The 16,221-nt window shown below is 67.6% G+C and carries 15 protein-coding genes; 10 read left to right on the forward strand and 5 right to left on the reverse strand.

What is annotated here, in order from left to right; translation table 11 throughout:
* The first annotated feature begins 1 nt into the window (after position 1).
* Both C8C99_RS14975 and C8C99_RS14980 read left to right on the forward strand, forming a co-directional pair.
* Entirely contained in the window at positions 2 to 676 is a 675-nt protein-coding gene (locus C8C99_RS14975; RefSeq protein ID WP_056642184.1) for a response regulator transcription factor, read from the forward strand.
* Positions 673 to 2,148: a sensor histidine kinase gene (locus tag C8C99_RS14980; RefSeq protein ID WP_108626149.1), complete on the forward strand. Its 1,476-nt coding sequence runs from the start codon at positions 673 to 675 to the stop codon at positions 2,146 to 2,148. Before C8C99_RS14975 ends, C8C99_RS14980 begins: the two co-directional genes overlap by 4 nt.
* A gap of 102 nt (positions 2,149 to 2,250) precedes the next feature.
* Here the strand turns inward: C8C99_RS14980 and C8C99_RS14985 are convergent, their stop codons facing one another.
* The gene (locus C8C99_RS14985; RefSeq protein WP_108626150.1) at positions 2,251 to 2,886 is read right to left on the reverse strand and encodes an FMN-binding negative transcriptional regulator; all 636 of its coding nucleotides are present in this window, start codon (positions 2,884 to 2,886) and stop codon (positions 2,251 to 2,253) included.
* Position 2,887: 1 nt separating this feature from the next.
* Complete coding sequence (locus C8C99_RS14990) at positions 2,888 to 3,367, reverse strand: OsmC family protein (protein ID WP_108626151.1); 480 nt, start codon at positions 3,365 to 3,367, stop codon at positions 2,888 to 2,890.
* A gap of 99 nt (positions 3,368 to 3,466) precedes the next feature.
* On the opposite strand from C8C99_RS14990, the gene C8C99_RS14995 reads away from it, so the two are divergent.
* Positions 3,467 to 4,909 (forward strand): PLP-dependent aminotransferase family protein, encoded by a 1,443-nt coding sequence (locus tag C8C99_RS14995; RefSeq protein ID WP_108626152.1) that lies wholly within the window; start codon positions 3,467 to 3,469, stop codon positions 4,907 to 4,909.
* 16 nt (positions 4,910 to 4,925) lie between these two features.
* Here C8C99_RS14995 and C8C99_RS15000 read toward each other — a convergent pair whose 3' ends face one another.
* Positions 4,926 to 6,035: an MBL fold metallo-hydrolase gene (locus C8C99_RS15000; protein ID WP_108626153.1), complete on the reverse strand. Its 1,110-nt coding sequence runs from the start codon at positions 6,033 to 6,035 to the stop codon at positions 4,926 to 4,928.
* A 152-nt stretch (positions 6,036 to 6,187) separates the two neighbouring features.
* On the opposite strand from C8C99_RS15000, the gene C8C99_RS15005 reads away from it, so the two are divergent.
* From C8C99_RS15005 to C8C99_RS15020, 4 genes are all read left to right on the forward strand, one after another.
* Positions 6,188 to 6,925 carry a TetR/AcrR family transcriptional regulator gene (locus C8C99_RS15005; protein WP_108626154.1) on the forward strand — a complete coding sequence of 246 codons (738 nt, stop codon included), beginning with the start codon at positions 6,188 to 6,190 and terminating at the stop codon, positions 6,923 to 6,925.
* Between the two features lie 87 nt (positions 6,926 to 7,012).
* Positions 7,013 to 7,564 (forward strand): gamma carbonic anhydrase family protein, encoded by a 552-nt coding sequence (locus C8C99_RS15010; protein ID WP_108626155.1) that lies wholly within the window; start codon positions 7,013 to 7,015, stop codon positions 7,562 to 7,564.
* Between the two features lie 58 nt (positions 7,565 to 7,622).
* Entirely contained in the window at positions 7,623 to 8,678 is a 1,056-nt protein-coding gene (locus tag C8C99_RS15015) for a sensor domain-containing diguanylate cyclase (protein ID WP_108626156.1), read from the forward strand.
* 98 nt (positions 8,679 to 8,776) lie between these two features.
* Entirely contained in the window at positions 8,777 to 10,699 is a 1,923-nt protein-coding gene (locus tag C8C99_RS15020) for a radical SAM protein (protein WP_199226414.1), read from the forward strand.
* Between the two features lie 100 nt (positions 10,700 to 10,799).
* Here the strand turns inward: C8C99_RS15020 and C8C99_RS15025 are convergent, their stop codons facing one another.
* The gene (locus tag C8C99_RS15025; protein ID WP_108626158.1) at positions 10,800 to 11,099 is read right to left on the reverse strand and encodes a hypothetical protein; all 300 of its coding nucleotides are present in this window, start codon (positions 11,097 to 11,099) and stop codon (positions 10,800 to 10,802) included.
* Positions 11,100 to 11,262: 163 nt separating this feature from the next.
* Between C8C99_RS15025 and dinG the strand changes: the two genes are divergently transcribed.
* The 3 genes from dinG to C8C99_RS15040 all read left to right on the forward strand — a co-directional run bounded on the left by dinG (position 11,263) and on the right by C8C99_RS15040 (position 14,507).
* Positions 11,263 to 13,425: an ATP-dependent DNA helicase DinG gene (gene dinG, locus C8C99_RS15030; protein ID WP_108626159.1), complete on the forward strand. Its 2,163-nt coding sequence runs from the start codon at positions 11,263 to 11,265 to the stop codon at positions 13,423 to 13,425.
* 62 nt (positions 13,426 to 13,487) lie between these two features.
* Entirely contained in the window at positions 13,488 to 13,847 is a 360-nt protein-coding gene (locus C8C99_RS15035; protein ID WP_056643602.1) for a zinc ribbon domain-containing protein YjdM, read from the forward strand.
* Between the two features lie 156 nt (positions 13,848 to 14,003).
* On the forward strand, positions 14,004 to 14,507 hold the full coding sequence (locus tag C8C99_RS15040) for a pyridoxamine 5'-phosphate oxidase family protein (protein WP_108626160.1): 504 nt from the start codon (positions 14,004 to 14,006) through the stop codon (positions 14,505 to 14,507).
* 153 nt (positions 14,508 to 14,660) lie between these two features.
* Here the strand turns inward: C8C99_RS15040 and C8C99_RS15045 are convergent, their stop codons facing one another.
* Positions 14,661 to 16,073 carry a serine hydrolase gene (locus C8C99_RS15045; protein WP_108626161.1) on the reverse strand — a complete coding sequence of 471 codons (1,413 nt, stop codon included), beginning with the start codon at positions 16,071 to 16,073 and terminating at the stop codon, positions 14,661 to 14,663.
* Positions 16,074 to 16,221: the final 148 nt, after the last annotated feature.

A 16,221-nucleotide genomic window follows, 5' to 3' on the forward strand; every position in this document is an offset into this window, starting at 1 on the left:
CATGAAAGTCCTTCTCATCGAAGACAACGAGCAGCTGGCGCACTGGCTGGTGCAGCTCTTGCGGGAGCGGGAGTTCGTGGTGGACCACGTGGGGGACGGCGAGGCCGCCGACCAGCTGCTACGGCAAGGCCACTACGACGTGGTGCTGCTGGACCTGAACCTGCCACTGCTGTCGGGCAAGGGCGTGCTGCGCCGCATCCGCGAGCGCCAGGACGATGTGGCCGTGATCGTGCTGACCGCCACCGCCTCGCTGGACCAGAAGGTGCTGTGCCTGGAGATCGGCGCGGACGACTACCTGGTCAAGCCCATCGAGGTACGCGAGCTGGTGGCCCGCATCCAGGCACTGGTGCGGCGCCAGCGGCCCGGCAAATCCAACGACATCGCCTGCGGCGACCTGCGCTACGACCTGCGCACGCGGCAGTTCACGCTGGCAGGCGCCGACCTGGCCCTGCCGCCACGCGAACGCACCTTGCTGGAGGCGCTGATGCTGCACCTGGGCACGACTGTTTCGCGCCAGGCGCTGGCGGACAGCCTGTTCAGTTTGGACGAAGAGGTCAGCGGCGACGCCATCGACCTCTACGTGCACCGCCTTCGCAAGAAGCTGGAAGCCAGCAGCGCCACCATCATCACGCTGCGCGGCGTGGGCTTTCTGCTGCGCACGCGCGACGACGCATGACAACCGCCATGCTGTCGAGCCTGCGCTTTCGGCTGGCCTTGTGGCTGCTGCTGCCCCTGTCGCTGTTTGTGGCGCTGTGCGCCGCGCTGAGCTGGCGCAACGCCGCCAACGTGGCGGACTATGTGCAGGACCACGACCTGCTCGCATCCGCCAAGATGCTGTCGGACCGCCTGATCTGGGAGGGCAATGACGTGCAGGCCAGCGTGCCCCCGTCGGCGCTGAGCCTGTTCGCATCGCCCGACCGCGACCGCGTGTACCTGAACGTGCAGGGCGCGGGCGGCGAACTGCTGGCCGGCACGCCCGGTTTTCCCTTGCCGGCCGAGCCGCACCCCGAGGGCACGGACCAGGCACAGTGGTACGACACACACTTTCAGGACCAGCCCCTGCGCGCCGTGGTGGTCACCCGCACCATGCACGACGTGGACGGTGCGCGCGCCTACACCATCGCCGTGGGCAAGACCACCCACAGCCGCGACCACATGCTGGCCAACCTGTGGTACCCCACAGTGGCCTATCTACTGGCTGCGCTCGGCCTCACGGTGGCGCTCAGCGCCCTGGCCCTGACCCTGGAGCTGCGCCCCGTAGTGCGGCTGCGGCAGCAGCTGGCGCAGCACGACCCCCTGCACCTGGACCTGCAGGTGGATGCCAAGGTGCTGCACACCGAGCTGCGCCCCGTGGCCGACACCATCAACCGCTTTGTGCAGCAGCTGCGCGCGCACTCGGAGGCGCAGCGCCGCTTCATCGCCGACGCAGCCCACCAGCTGCGCACGCCGTTGGCGCTGCAGTCCACGCAGATCGAATACGCAAGGTCGGCACTCCGCCAGCCCGACGAACAAGACGCCCTGTGGACCAGCCTGCACGCCAGCAACCGCCGCCTGGTGGACGTGACGAACAAGCTGCTGCTGCTGGCGCAGGCCGAGCACCGCGATGCCCATACCCGACAGGAAACGGTGGACCTGGCCGCCGTGGCCCTGCGCTGCGTGGAACAACTGGCGGCACTGGCCGACCGCCAGCACATCGACCTGGGCCTGGACGCTCCGGCCGCTGGCCAGGCCTTGGTGAGGGCTGAGCCCTCGCTGCTGGACGCCCTGGTAGCCAACCTGCTGGACAACGCGTTGCGGTACACCCAGCAGGGCGGCCGGGTCACGGTGGGCGTGCGATGCAGCGCGGGCGCCACGGGCCATTGGGTGGAGCTGTCGGTGGCCGATAACGGGCCCGGCATTCCCGAAGCCGCGCGGGAGCGCGTGTTCGAGCGCTTTTTCCGCGTGAGCGAGGACACCACCTCCGGCACCGGGCTCGGCTTGGCGATCGTGCGCGAAATCGCACAGGCCTTTGGCGCCACGGTGGTGCTCGGGCCCAACCTGCAAGAAGCCCACGGGCTCCTCGTCACGGTGCGATTCGCCGCGCACCCTGCAGCGGCAGGTCCGGTGGTGGCTGCGGGTGGAAACACTGGTGGGGTAAGCGCGGCCTGAGAACGCGTTGGCGCGAGGGTTTTTGGGCCAAATCGGGCGGTAGCGCTAGTGCATCATGCCTGGTTTGCTATCAATTTTGATAGCCCCTGCCGATTGCATCCCTCAGCCCATCAAACGTCCCAGCACCAGCGCCGCCATGTCCTCGGCCGCGCTGGTGCCCTCCGCCATCAGGCCCTGCACCACGCCGGCGCGGTCGGTGTCGGTGCGGTTCTGGCTCACCTTCCAGATGCCCTCCCAGCGCTCCACGGCCAGCTCGATGCCCACGATGGCGCGCAGCAGCTTGTCGATGTAGTCGGGCGGCGCGTCGTCGATGCGCCAGGGGTCGGCGCGGTGGGCCTCGTGCTGCTCACTCAGGGTGTGCAGGATGGCGCGCAGGCGTGCGGGGTCGTCAAACGCGCTCAAAGCGCCGTGGGCGTGCACGGTGGCGTAGTTCCACGTGGGCACCTGCTTGCCGTCCAGGGCCTTGGACGGATACCACGAGGGCGACACATAGGCCTGCGGGCCGTGGAACACCGCCACCGCCTGCTGGGGCAGCAGCGGCCACAGCGCGTTGGCGCGCGCCACATGGCCGATGAGGGTGCCCTGCGGGCCGCGCGCCAGGTCCAGGTACAGCGGGATGTGGTTGACGTGCAGCGCGCCCTCGTGCGCGACGACCAGCGTGGCCAACGGCTGGGCACGCACCAGGGCTTGCTGGGCGGCGGCATCGGCCACCTGAAACTGCCGGTTGGGGTTGGCCATGTCAGCCCCCTTCCACTTCAAGCACCGGGGCGCAGTCGATCTGCGTCTTGACCGAGTTGGCCAGAAAGCACGATCCGTGGGCGCGGTGGTGCAGGTCGTCCAGCTGCGCAGCGCTGGGCGCGTGCGCCGCGTCAAAGCGCGTGACGGGCCTCAGCTGCACGTGGGTGACCACCAGTTGGCCCTCTGCGTTCTTGGCCATGGTGCCCACGGCCGCGTCGGCGTAGTGGTTGAGCCGATAGCCCGCACGGCTGGCAAAGTCCATGAACCACAGCATGTGGCAGCTGGACAGCGCGGCGACATAGGCTTCTTCCGGGTCCACCGCCGCCGCATCGGAGTAGGGCAGCGGCACCACATGGGGCGACGACGATGCAGCCACGGTGGCACCGCCGTCGAACTGCCAGGTGTGGGCACGGTGATAGCGCTTGTCCAGAAAGTCGTCGGTGCCACGGGACCAGGTGATGGTGGCGGTGTGCTCGGCCATGGGGTGCTTTCAACAGGATCAGGCCGGCAAGCTGCGGCCCGGGTTTTTACAATGGTTCTTCAGTTTATGAGTGCATCACCCCATTGAAAGGGCCAATTCGTGCCCAGCCCCGGAGCCAATCGAACCACCGCCACCCTGCGCCAGCAGGTGTACGCGCAACTGCGCCGCGCCATCGAGCAGGGCAGCCTGCGCGCGGGCACGCGCCTGCCGCCCTCGCGCGAGCATGCGGCCAGCCTGGGCGTGTCGCGCAACACCGTGCTGTGGGCCGTGCAGCGCCTGCAGGCCGAGGGCTATGTGGAAGCCCGCGTGGGCGACGGCACCTATGTGTCGCAGGCCGTGGCCGCCACACTGCCCGCCGCGCAAGGCTTGGTGGCGCCGCCCCGGGGCCTGTCGCGCCGGGGGCAGCTGATCGCCGACACGGCAGCGCGCTGGCGCCCGCCCTTGGCGGCGGCCAAGGCATTTCGCATTGGCGCGCCCGAGGTCGCCACCTTTCCGTTTGCGCTGTGGGACCGCCTCACCCGCCAGGCCAGCACGGGCCAGCGCAGCCACCGCGCGCAGTACCTGGACCCGGCTGGCGACCCCGACCTGCGCCAGGCCGTGGCGCAATGGCTGTGGGCCTCGCGCGGCATCCGCTGCGATGCGGCGCAGGTGGTGGTGTGCTCGGGCTCGCAGCAGGGCATTGACCTGATTGCGCGCCTGCTGCTGGACGTGGGCGACGAGGTGCTGGTGGAAGACCCCGGCTACCCCGGCATCCGCGCCAGCCTGCTGGGCCACGGCGCGCTGGCGCGGCCGGTGGACATGGATGGAGACGGCCTGCGCATCGACACCGCTGCAGCGCAGTGGCCGAACGCACGCATGGCCGTCGTCACGCCCACGCACCAGTTCCCCACGGGCGTGTGCATGGGCCTGGCGCGGCGGCAGGCGCTGCTGCAGTGGGCGCGCACGCACGACGCCTGGGTGGTGGAGGACGACTACGACGGCGAGTTCCAGTACGGCAGCGCTGCGCAGCGGGTACCCGCGCTGTGCAGCCTGCCGGGCTCGGAGCGCGTGTTGTACGTAGGCACCTTTAGCAAGACACTGCACCCCGGTCTGCGGCTGGGCTTTGTGGTGGTGCCGCCCGCGCTGGTAGAAGCCTTTGCCATGGCCCGCGCCATCACCGACCGGCATGCACCGGGCGACGCGCAAGCGGTGCTGGCGCGCTTCATTGCCGAAGGCCACCTGCTGCGCCACCTGCGGCAAATGCGCGAGCTGTATCTGCAGCGGCAGCACTCACTGCGCACCGCACTGGCCGAGGCGAGCAACGGCGCCTGGCAACTGGCCGCCAGCGATCGCGGCATGCACCTGTTGCACGAGGTAGCACCCGGCACCGACGACGAAACCCTGAGCCGCCAGGCGCTGGCGGCGGGCGTGATGCTGGCGCCGCTGTCGCGCTATGCGATGCAGTCCGCGCGCCGGGGCTGGCTGCTGGGGTATGCGGGGTTTGGCGATGCAGAGATCCGCGCGGCCGCTCGCGTAGTGGGCGGCCACGTGCGTCAGCGGTGATGCGGACGCTGGTGCGTCACCACGCGCCGGGCTGCGGGGCCAGGGCCGTGCCAAGGCCCTCCGTCTGAACCACCGCCTGCGGCTCCACCTTGCGCCACCAGTGCGTGGACAGCGCGGGCGCGCGGATGTCCAGCCGCTCGCCCATGATGGGCGCCACCAGCGGCACCTGCGCTGCCGCTGCGAGCGCGGTGATGCGCTCGAACGGCTCCACCCACGGGTGCAGCGACAGGTCGAAGGTGCCGTTGTGGATGGGGAACAGATGACGCCCCTGCACATCCAGATGGGCCTGCAGGCTCTCCTCGGGATGCATGTGGATGTCGGGCCAATCGGCGTTGTAAGCGCCGGTTTCGATCAGCGTCAGATCGAACGGACCGAACCGCTCGCCAATCGCCTTGAAGCCGTCGAAGTAGCCCGTGTCGCCACTGAAGAAGATGCGCATCTGGTCAGCTCCTTGGCCCGCGATCAGCACCCACGAGGCCCACAGCGTGCTATTGCCGTCGGACAGACCCCGGCCCGAGAAATGCTGCGCAGGCGCGGCCACCAGCTGCAGCCCACCAATGGTGGTGCCCTGCCACCAGTCGAACTGCTGCACCTTGGCCGCAGGCACGCCCCAGCCAATGAGCCGGTCGCCCACGCCCAGCGGGGTAATGAAGTGCTCCACCTTGGGTGCGAGCTTCTGGATGGCGGCGTAGTCCAGGTGGTCGTAATGGTCGTGCGACAGGACCACGCCGGTGATGGGCGGTAGCTCGTCAATCGTGATGGGCGGCGCATGAAAACGCTTGGGGCCCATGAACTGGAAGGGCGAAGCCCGCTCGGAAAACACCGGGTCGGTCAGCCAGAACTGGCCGTTGATCTTGAAGAGCAGGGTGGAGTGCCCCAGGCGCCACAGGCTCAGGTCGGGCGCGGCCAGCAAATCCGACCGCATCACGGCATACACCGGCACGGGCTCTCGCGGCACCGAGTCGTCGGGCTTGCCGGTGGCAAAGCGCCACATCACCTGCAGCGTCTTGAGGGCGCCCAGCGCATGGCGCGGCGCCGCGTTGCGAAACTTGCCACCCGCGAACTGCGGCGACTGTTCATAAGCGGCCACCGGCTGGGCGGCGCGGGAAAAGAGGCTGTAGGCCATGGCGATCAGTACAACGAGGGCGACACAAAGTGCCGGGAGCAGACGGCGGCGATGGGTGAAAGGGAAGGGCACCGGATCTGCGACATAGAAATTACACTGCACAGTGTAGTTCACTTTTTAGAAAAGTAAACTACCCGGTGTAAAATTTGCACATGAACGCCCCCCAGCCCACACCCCGCCTGACCGACCGCAAGCGCGATGCCATCGTGCAGGCTGCCATCGGCGAGTTCCGCGAACACGGCTTCAACGGCACCAGCATGGACCGCGTGGCGGCAGCGGCGGATGTGTCCAAGCGCACGGTGTACAACCACTTCCCGAGCAAGGAAGAGCTGTTCGAGGCCATCCTGCTGCTGATGTGGGAGCGCAGCCAGTCGCCCGACGAACTGGCCTACACCCCCACGCGCCCGCTGCGCGACCAGCTGCTGGAGCTGCTGGCGCAAAAGATGCGCCTGCTCAACGACGCGAGCTTCATCGACCTGAGCCGCGTGGCCATGGCCGACATGATGCATTCGCCCGAACGCGCGCGCGGCATCACCGCCAAACTCTCGGCCAAGGAGGAGGGCCTGCCGCGCTGGCTGCGTGCCGCCCAGCAGGACGGCCGCCTGCGCGCCACCATGGATGTGCCCTATGCCGCGCAGCAACTGCAGGGCATGGTCAAGGCGTTTGCGTTCTGGCCCCAGCTGGCCATGGGCCAGCCGCCCTTGAGCACAGCGCAGCAGCAGCAGGTGCTGGGCGATGCGGTGGACATGTTCCTGGGGTTCTACGCCGCGCCTAACCAAGAGGCACAACCACTCGCAAAAAAGGCCAAGGCTGGAAGCACCGGCAAGGCAGCGACAACCCGGGCCGCAACACCTTCCAAGCCCATCCCCCGCCGCGCCCCAGCGCGCTGATCAACGCCACCACCCGGGCCAGCACGCAGGCACGCGGAGCGATTTGCACTACGCTCGCCCGTTCTTTCCACGCAGCCTGAAACCACGATGCCCATCGCTCCTTACCTCGACACCGCCCCGGTTCTGGACACCGGCGTTTTCATCCACGACTCTGCCCAGGTGATCGGCGACGTCACCCTGGGCCGCGACAGCTCGGTGTGGTGCAACGCCGTGCTGCGCGGCGATGTGAACCGCATCACCGTGGGCGTGTGTAGCAATGTGCAAGACCTGACGATGGGCCATGTCTCGCACCGCAACGCCAGCAAGCCCGAGGGCTCGCCACTGGTGATTGGCGACTACGTCACGGTGGGCCACTCGGTGATCCTGCACGGCTGCCGCATTGGCAACGAATGTCTCATTGGCATGGGCTCCATCGTGATGGATGACGCCATCATCGAAGACCGCGTGATGCTGGGCGCAGGCAGCCTGGTCTCGCCCGGCAAGGTGCTGGAGAGCGGCTACCTCTACATCGGCCGCCCCGCAGTGCGCCAGCGCGCGCTCACCGATGCGGAGATTGCGTACCTCAAGTATTCGGCCGAGCACTATGTGCGGGTGAAGAACAACTACCTGCCCCCCGCAGAGCCCGCCCCCATGGACTGATCCGCAGCCCGAGGCTGCCATGGCCAAAGGCGATACAGCACCGCATAATTTCCGGCGTATGAGCGAACTTCTTGACCATCTGTCCGAATCCGTCACTGCGGCACGGTCCGTGGAGGAGCTGACGCGTCCGCTGCTGGAGATGCTGGAGGCGGTGACCGGGCTCGAGTCCACCTACCTCACGTCCATCGACGAGGCACAGGGCGTGCAGCATGTGCTGTATGCACGCAACTCCAGCGCCATGCAGATCCCAGAAGGCCTGAGCGTGCCCTGGAACGACACGCTGTGCAAGCGGGCACTCGAAGAAGGCCGCACCTTCACCGACGATGTGCCCGCCTGCTGGGGCGATTCGCAGGCCGCTCGCGACCTGGGCATCCGCACCTACGTGAGCAAGCCTGTGCGCATGGGTGACGGAGCACTGTACGGCACGCTGTGTGCGGCCAGCACCCAGCGCCGCCCGCGCACCCCAGAGGCCGAGCGCATCCTCACGCTGTTCGCCTACCTGATTGGCCAGCAGGTGGAGCGCGAGCAGCTGATCCAGAAACTGCTGGTGGCCAACGAAAAGCTCAGCGCCGTGGCCGCCACGGACCAGCTCACGGGCCTGCCCAACCGCCGCGCCCTCATGCAGGCGCTGGACCGCATGCTCGCGCAGGGCCGTCGTCGCCAGATGGGCGTGCAGATCGCCTTCATCGACCTCGACGGCTTCAAGGCCATCAACGACACCTACGGCCACGAAGTGGGCGACCAGTTCCTCGTGTCCGTCGCGCAGCGCCTGCAGGGGGCGCTGCGCGCAGAGGACCTGGCGGCAAGGCTGGGCGGCGACGAGTTCGTGGTGGTCAGTCTGAGCGATGGCGTAGATGAAGCCGCACAACCTGCGCAGGACGCCCTCAGCCAGCGCATCACCCACGTTACGCAAGGACGGTTTGACCTGGCTGGCGCGTCGCTCGACTATGGCGGCGCCAGCGTGGGCGTGGTCACCATCACCCCCGACCAGCAGCGCAGCATCGAAGACGTGCTGCGCGTGGCAGACCAGACCATGTACCGGGTCAAGCTCGCACGCCGCAACGCCCAAGACGCACTGGCGCAAGCGCGCAGCGGCGCGGCAGCACACCGCTGAATCGCACCGCCCTGCAGCTGCCCAGGCACGGCAGTAGCCACACCGCCCCATGGCAAGGCGATGGCCGGGATAATCGGCGTTCACCACCTCCACGTTCCATGGCCTCTTCCCCGTGCCGCGTGCTCGCTGTCATCCCGCCGATGACGCAGCTGAACACGCCTTATCCCTCCACCGCCTACCTCACGGGCTTTCTGCGCTCGCGCGGGGTTGCCGCCGCCCAGGAAGACCTGGCGCTGGCACTGGTGCTGCGCCTGCTGTCGCCCGAGGGCCTGAAGGCCGTGGCCGCCAAAGTGGACGCGCTGCCCACCAAGAAGCAGAGCCCCGCTGTGCAAAGTTTTGCGGCGCAAAAAGACCGTTACCTCGCCACCATCGGCCCGGCCATCGCCTTTTTGCAGGGGCGCGACAGCACGCTGGCGCACCGCATCGTGGGCCGCAACTACCTGCCCGAAGGCCCGCGTTTTGCCACGCTCGACGTCTATGTGGATGACGAAGGCGGCGACCCGCTGGGCTGGGCCTTTGGCGCCCTGGGCCTGACCGACAAGGCCAAGCACCTGGCCACGCTGTATCTGAACGACCTGGCCGACGTGCTGCGCGATGCGGTGGACGAGCGCTTTGAGTTCGTGCGCTACGCCGAATCGCTGGCGGGCAGCCAGCCCACGTTCGACCCGCTGGCCAATGCACTGGCTGCGCCGCCCACGCTGGTGGACGAGCTGCTGGAGCAACTCACCCACGAAGCCATCGCCCGCCACCAGCCCGATGTGGTGCTGCTGTCGGTGCCCTTCCCCGGGTCCGTGTACGCGGCGTTCCGCATCGCGCAGGCCATCAAGGCACGCTACCCACACATCGCCACCGTGCTCGGCGGTGGCTTTGTGAACACCGAACTGCGCGAGCTGGCCGACCCGCGCGTGTTCGACCACTTCGACTACGTGACGCTGGACGCGGGCGAACGCCCGCTGCTGGCGCTGCTGGAGCACCTGCGCGGCGAGCGCGGCCGCCAGCGCCTGGTGCGCACCTTTGTGCGCAATGATGAAGAAGGCGGCGACGGCACGGTGCAGTACATCAACATGATGGAAGCCGACATCGCCTTCGCCGAGGTGGGCACGCCCACCTGGGACGGCCTGCCGCTGGACCGCTACCTGTCGCTGCTGGACATGCTCAACCCAATGCACCGCCTGTGGAGCGACGGGCGCTGGAACAAGCTCACCGTGGCGCACGGCTGCTACTGGAAGAAGTGCAGCTTTTGCGATGTGAGCCTGGACTACATCAGCCGCTACGAGGGTGCGAGTGCTGGCGTGCTGGCCGACCGCATCGAGCAGATCGTGCGCGAGACAGGGCAGACGGGCTTTCACTTTGTGGACGAGGCCGCACCGCCCAAGGCGCTCAAGGCCCTGGCCACCGAGCTGATTGCGCGCAACGCAGGCATCAGCTGGTGGGGCAATGTGCGGTTTGAAAAAACCTTCACGCCCGAGCTGGCCGAGCTGCTGGCCGACAGCGGCTGCATCGCCATCTCCGGCGGTCTGGAGGTGGCGTCGGACCGGCTGCTGCAGCTCATGAAAAAAGGCGTGTCGGTGGACCAGGTGGCGCGTGTGACCCGGGCCTTCACCGACGCCGGCATCCTGGTGCATGCGTACCTGATGTACGGCTTCCCGACCCAGACGGTGCAGGACACGGTGGACGCGCTTGAATACGTGCGCCAGCTGTTCGCCAACGGCTGCATTCAGAGCGGGTTCTTCCACCGCTTTGCCTGCACCGTGCATTCACCCGTGGGCAAGAACCCCGAGGAGTACGGCGTGACGCTGGCCCCGCTGCCCCCGGGCGACTTCGCCAAGAACGACGTGGCCTTCATCGACCCCACGGGGGTGGACCACGACGCGCTGGGCGGCGCGCTGAAGAAGGCCATCTACAACTACATGCACGGCATCGGGCTCGAAGAAGACGTGCGCAGCTGGTTTCCGTTCAAGGTGCCCAAGACGACGGTGCGGCGGGACCGGATTGAGCGAGCGCTGCGCGAGCGGGGGTGAACGCCACGGGCGATACAACCGCAATTTCAGGCAAAAATAGCCACAGGTGCTTTTTGCATAAGCACTGCCAGCTATCAATAGTGAAGCATCCAAAAGGCGGTCAACGCTTTTGCTTCTGGTAAGCCCTGTCCGCCGGTGGCCCCCGGTCGGTGTCTTGCAGGCCCCGCTGCACATCGCGGTACGCCTGCTCGATTTGTGCGTCAGGTTTCCCATGGGTCATGTCCACGGACTCGTCACGCTCATGGGGCAGCTTGGGCTTTTCTTCCTTGGCGGCCGCAGGGCCCGCTTTCAACGGCCCCTGCGTGGTGGGTCCGGGCGCCTGGCGCTTGGTGGTGTCGACCGAAGGCTCCGGTCCGGCGGGGGCCGAGGTGGGTTCGTCGGGGTGGATTTTGCGGGGCATGGGGTCTCCTGGGTTGGGACCGCAGCGGGTCCCATCCCATGGATCGTAAAAACGCCCCCTTCGTCGCCTTGTAGGCCCACAGGCCATCCAATCGACGGGAGATGGAGACGGTGCGCACAAGCCCCTGGAGCCGCTGGCCGTCCAAGCCATGCGACACTACTGTATGTCTCAACAGGTGTGGGCCGCGCAGGCCCTTGAATCTTTCGATGCGGTGGTGCAGGCCACCGAGGGGTTTCGCAGCCGCGCTGGCCAGCGGCTGATGGCCGAGCAGGTGGCGCACACCTTCAGCAGCGCCACGCTGGGCAAGGTGGATGAAGAAAGCGGTGAAGACGCACCCACGCGCTCCATCGCTGTGATCCAGGCGGGTACGGGTGTGGGCAAGTCGCTAGCGTACTGCGCCCCCGCCATTGCGCTGGCACTGTCGCGTGGCACGCGGGTGCTGATCTCCACCGCCACCGTGGCATTGCAGGAGCAGCTGGTCAACAAGGACCTGCCCGCGCTGGCCGCGCTGATGCCGCAGCCCTTCAAGTTTGCGCTGGCCAAGGGGCGCGGGCGCTATGTGTGCAAGCTCAAGCTCGACCGCCTGGCGGGCACGGGCGAGGCCGAGGAAGAGGCCGACGACGACCTGTTTGCCGAAGAAGAAGCCGCTGCCCGCGCCAAGCGCCCCCGGCATGAGACCGAGGCGCGCATCCAGTTCTATTCGACGATGGCGCAGACGCTGTCGAAGGGCGCGTGGGATGGTGACCGTGACAGCCTCGACACCCCGCCCGAGCCCGAGGTGTGGAGCCCCGTGGCGGCCGAGGGGGCCTCGTGCACCGGCAAGCACTGCCCGGCCTTCAGCCAGTGCACTTACTACGACAAGCGCAAGGAGCTGGTGGGTGCGCAGGTGATCGTGGCCAACCACGATCTGCTGCTGTCGTCCCTGGGCGCGCGCGTGCTGCCCGAGCTGGACAACTGCCTCTTGGTGCTGGACGAAGCCCACCACCTGCCATCGACCGCTTTGGATCAATTCGCGTGCAGCATGGACCTGTCGCGCATCACCTGGATTGAGCGGCTGTCGAGCCGGGGTCTGCGCATTGGCGCGCTGCTGGAGGTGGAGGAAATTGCCGACATCCCCAAGCACTCGGCGCAGCTGCGGCAGACACTGCAGGACCTGGCGCGCATCGTGATGGACGTGTACGGCGCCCAGCTCAAGAGCCAGCCCAGCGCCTGGGGCCCCGCGCGCGTGCGTGTGCCACGGGGCGAGTTGCCAGAACAGCTGATTGCGCCGTTGGGCCTGCTGGCTGCGAGTGCCGAGGGCTTCCTCGACGCGCTGCGCGCCATCAGCAAAGCCCTGCGCGCCGAGATGCGCGACAAGCCCGACGAGGCCAAGCGCCTGTCCACGCTGTACGCGCAGATCGGCATGCTGGCCCCGCGCCTGGAAGAGCTGCACGCCACCGCGCAACTGCTGCTGCAGGATGCGCCCGAGGGCGCCGTGCCTGCCGCCAAGTGGTTCGCGCTGGAGGTGGATGGCGACTTCATCGTGGTCAAGGCGCATGCCAGCCCCATTCTGCCCGGCACCACGCTGCGCAACCACCTGTGGAGCGCGGTGCGCGGTGCGGTGCTGACATCGGCCACGCTCACCAGCTGCGGGCACTTTGATTTCTTCTTGCGCGAGGCGGGCCTGCATGGCGATGAGGCCACCACCACGCTCGAAGTGCCCAGCCCCTTCAACTACGCCGCGCAAGGCACGCTGATTGCGGCCGAAACCCGCGCCGACCCCAAGAACGCCGCGCAGTTCACCACCGAGATGGTCGATGCGCTGCTGCACGACATTGCGCGCGTGGAATACGGCGCGCTGGTGCTGTTCACCTCGCGCGAGCAGATGCGCCAGGCCGTGGATGCGCTGCCCACCGCCATGCGCAGCGTGGTGCTGGTGCAGAACGCGCTGCCACGCACACAGCTGCTCAAGCGCCACCGCGAGCGGGTGGAGAACGGCGAGCCCTCGGTCATCTTCGGCATGCAGTCGTTTGGCGAAGGGTTGGATTTGCCCGGGCGGCTGTGCGAATCGGTGTTCATCACCAAGCTGCCCTTTGCCCCGCCCGACGACCCGGTGGGCGAAGCCCGCGCCGAGTGGCTGCGCGCCGTGGGGCGCGACCCCTTCAGCGAGCTGGTGGTGCCCGCCACCGCTATCCGCCTCGCGCAATGGGTGGGCCGCGCGATCCGCACCGAGGAAGACCAGGCCCATGTTTACTGCTACGACAAGCGCCTGGTGCGCACCAGCTACGGCCAGCGCCTGCTCAAGGGGCTGCCACCGTTTGCGCTGGAACAACGTGCGCCGCTGTGAAGCGGTGATACTTTGCCCCCTTCGATTCCATAACCACTACAACAACCCCAGAGAGGACCTCCATGCCCCACACCGTACCTGCCTGCCCCCAATGCGGCCAGGAGAACACCTACCCCGACGGCAGCAACTACGTGTGCCCGGACTGCGCGTTTGAATGGCCCCAGGTGGCCGACGCTGCCGACACCGATGCCGCCGAAGCGGGCGACGGCATCGTGCGGGATGCGAATGGCAACCCGCTGGCCGATGGTGATGCGGTGATTTTGGTGAAAGACCTCAAGGTCAAGGGCTCGTCGTCCACGCTCAAGAAGGGCACCAAGATCAAGAGCATCCGCCTGGTCGATGGTGCCGACGGCCACAACGTGGACTGCAAGACCGACCTGGGCAGCATGCTGCTCAAGTCAGAATTTCTCAAGAAGGCCTGATCGGCACGGGGCGCAGCTCCCCGTGTCAGACAAGCACCCACAGGCATCGGCGCTGCACGCCGACGCCAGGGTCCAGCAAGGGTGCCTAGAGTGCATGGATGGCCGCGTGATCACCCGGATCGCGCGGACCCTTTGACTCCCCCTGCTGGAGGCCCCATGCACACTGAATCCCCCGCCCACGAAACCCTGTGGAAGCTCATCAAGGACACCCGCTTTGGCATGCTCACGCACCGCACGTCCACGGGCATGCTGCACGCGCACCCGCTGACCACCCAAAACCGGCAGCTGGATGAGCAGGCCGAGCTGTATTTCTTCATCTCCCAATCGGGCGAACTGTACGAGCGCCTGTTGACCGACGGCGAAGTGAACGTGTCATATGCCAACCCCGACGACGACAGCTATGTGTCCGTGTCCGGCCAGGCGCGGTTTGTGGATGACCGCGCGCTGAAGGAGGCCCTGTGGTCGCCCATGGCCAAGGCCTGGTTCCCGGGCGGTGTGTCCGACCCGGACTTAGCGCTGCTCGCAGTGCGCATCCGCCATGCCGAGTACTGGAACGTGGACGAAAGCAAGATGGTGCAGCTGTTCCAGATGGCCAAGGCCGCGATCACCGGCGATCCCCCGCGTCACCTGGGCGAGCACAAGGAACTGACCTTGTCCTGAGCGGCGCCGCTGTGTGCGGCCCGGCACGCCGGGCCCCATGTGCTGGAGCCCACAGACCGCTTCAACAGCCAAATCGGCTCGTAGCGCCAGTGCATATTACCCTGACAGCTACACAATCAATAGCAAAACTCTGACCGCAAGGCGCAGCCAGCGTCATCGCGGCGCATTGCGCGCCTTGCGATAACGCCGGGTGGCCTCGGCCAGCATGGCGTCCTTGGGCAACAGCTGGGTGCCGCCCACCCACAGTTCGGCGGGCACGCCCTTGGCATCGCGCACGCGGCGCACCGGCTGGCCCGGGCTGGCGTAGGCCGATGCTTTCTGCACCACACCGGTGTCGCGCCCGGTGACCGCCAGCTCGGTGGTGGCCGCGTTGAAGGGCACGAACATGGCGGGCACCACCTGACACACCACCTTGCCCATGGGCACCAGGTCGCTCGCGCCCCACAGGCTCCACCAGCGCGCCGCCCAGGCGGCTTCCTTCCTGCCCGGCGCACCATGCTGCTGGAACGCAAACAGGATGCTGGCAATGCCCTCCACCCACTCGGTGGACAAACCATCCTGCGCGTTGGTCAACACGGTCACCGTCAGGTCTAGAGCAGGGAACCGCGCCGTGCGCGACAAGAACCCTTGCAGGCTGCCGGTGTGGCCCACCCATTCGCGGGGGCCCGGCGCGCTGAGCATGGTGCCCAGGCCGTAATGCGACTCGAACAGGTTGCAGGGGTCGCGCCAGCGGCGTTGCGCCATCTCACGGCGGCTGGCGGGCGAGAGGATGCTGTGCGGGCTGTCCGGCGCCAGCTGTGAAAAGAAGCGGGCTACGTCCGACGCGGTGGACACAAACCCGGCCGCCGGGGCCATGGCGTCGCACGGGTTGTCGCCCGGCACGATCAGGCGCTGGCCGAACGGAAACTCACTGCTGTGGCCCACGGCCAGGGGCGCGCGCCGGGGCAGGTGGGGCATGTCGGGCGCGGTCTCTTCCAGGCCGGCGGCGGCAATCACGTGGCGCTGCATCCAGCGCGCGTAGTCCGTGCCGGTGACCTGCTCCATCATCAGCCCCAGCAGGCCGTAGCCGTGGTTGGAATACTTGAGCTGCACGCCCGCCTCCAGCGGCGGCTTGGCGCGCAGGTCCGCCAGCAGCTCGGTGCGCGAGAGAAACGGCCGCCGGTCCAGAAACTGGCCGGCATCGGGGCCATCGCGCGTCACCCCCGCACTGTGCGAAAGCAGCTCGCCGATGCGCGCGCGGGCCAGGTCCTTGTGCAGGCCATCGACATAGCGGCCAATGGGGTCGTCCAGCCCGACCTTACCCTGCTCGCGCAGCAGCATGACACCCGCTGCGGTGAAGGTCTTGGAGTGCGAGGCAATGCGCAGGCGGTGCCGGGGTGTGAGTTGCTTGTGGGTGCGCATGTCGGCCACCCCCAGCGCCAGCTCTGCCACGGTCTCGCCGCCGCGCGCAATGGCCACGGAACACCCGGGCTGGCGATAGCGCTCCAGTTGCAAGTCCAGCCATTGCGGCAGGTACTCCAGTGCGGGGTTGAGCCAGGCTGAATCGGTGCCGTTCTTGCTTTTCATGCGTTGCTCCGCTTGGTCTGTGGAGAAAATGGGTGGGGCAGTGTAGGGCACGCACTACCGCAGGGCTGCCGCACGCGGGCCTGCTTTGCATGCGCCCAAACCCCAAACCAAAATCCGCCGGCGACGCGCTCACCGCTCCCATGGCATC

Origin of the sequence: Acidovorax sp. 107 (genome assembly GCF_003058055.1) — a bacterium.
Taxonomy (GTDB): Bacteria; Pseudomonadota; Gammaproteobacteria; order Burkholderiales; family Burkholderiaceae_C; genus Acidovorax.